Genomic DNA, 819 nt, shown 5'->3' with positions numbered 1-819 from the left:
CTTTTCTTTTTGAAAATCATTGTTTAATGCACTTGAGGCAAAAATATTGCTATACGACCCTTCGATTGTATTGATGTCTGCACTTGATTTTTTATAACGCCAAGCAGGAGAAAGTTTAAGACCATAATGTTGAGCCAAATACTCAACTGCTAATAATTTATTGCTAAACGCATGCCCGTCATGTGACGATGGTGGCGTGGACATATGGATGTTTTTTAAATCGGTTACATGATTGACAATTGAAAATATATTGCCTTGGTCAGACAAGGAGTCTCCAAAGACGACTATAGATTTTGGCACTTTATCATTTTTTACACAACTAGCCAATATTAGCATTAGCAAAAACCACACACTTTGTTTTATTATCTTGGTTAACATAATTTAGTTTCCTTTAAATAAGTAAATTGAGACCTTTGCATAAATAGGAACAATCATCAGAAACCCACTTTTCACCCACTTGGTGATTTTTTAAACCCAGCCTTAGCCCTGCTAGGACAAGATTTAAATAAATCACCAATTGGGTAAAAATTGGATTTTGCTAATCATTCCTATTTATGCAAAGGTCTTAAATTATATCAAATTTCTATTGTATAAAGCTTTGTACTTATTCATAATGATAAAAATTCACTGATGTTAAAGCAATAACACAGTCTTTTAATCTTAGCTTTTGTAAAATATTAAAAAGTAAAGATGTTAATTAGTCGCCCCTTAAAAACCACTCCAAACAAACCAAAACCACCCATTTTTCCAACCATCTAAATCAACAAAACTGCTTTTTATCCAGTACCGCAAAAAACCTTAGGTATTTTACAAAAAATA

General features: G+C 31.9%; 1 pseudogene. It reads right to left on the bottom strand.

The window, feature by feature from the left end:
• Window positions 1–378: pseudogene (locus BBROOKSOX_RS11970) on the bottom strand (hypothetical protein); the annotation flags it as partial.
• Between the last annotated feature and the right edge of the window lie 441 nt (window positions 379–819).

Source organism: bacterium endosymbiont of Bathymodiolus sp. 5 South, assembly GCF_900128535.1.
Taxonomy (GTDB): domain Bacteria; phylum Pseudomonadota; class Gammaproteobacteria; order PS1; family Pseudothioglobaceae; genus Thiodubiliella.
This window is presented reverse-complemented; position numbering and strand designations above follow the sequence as displayed.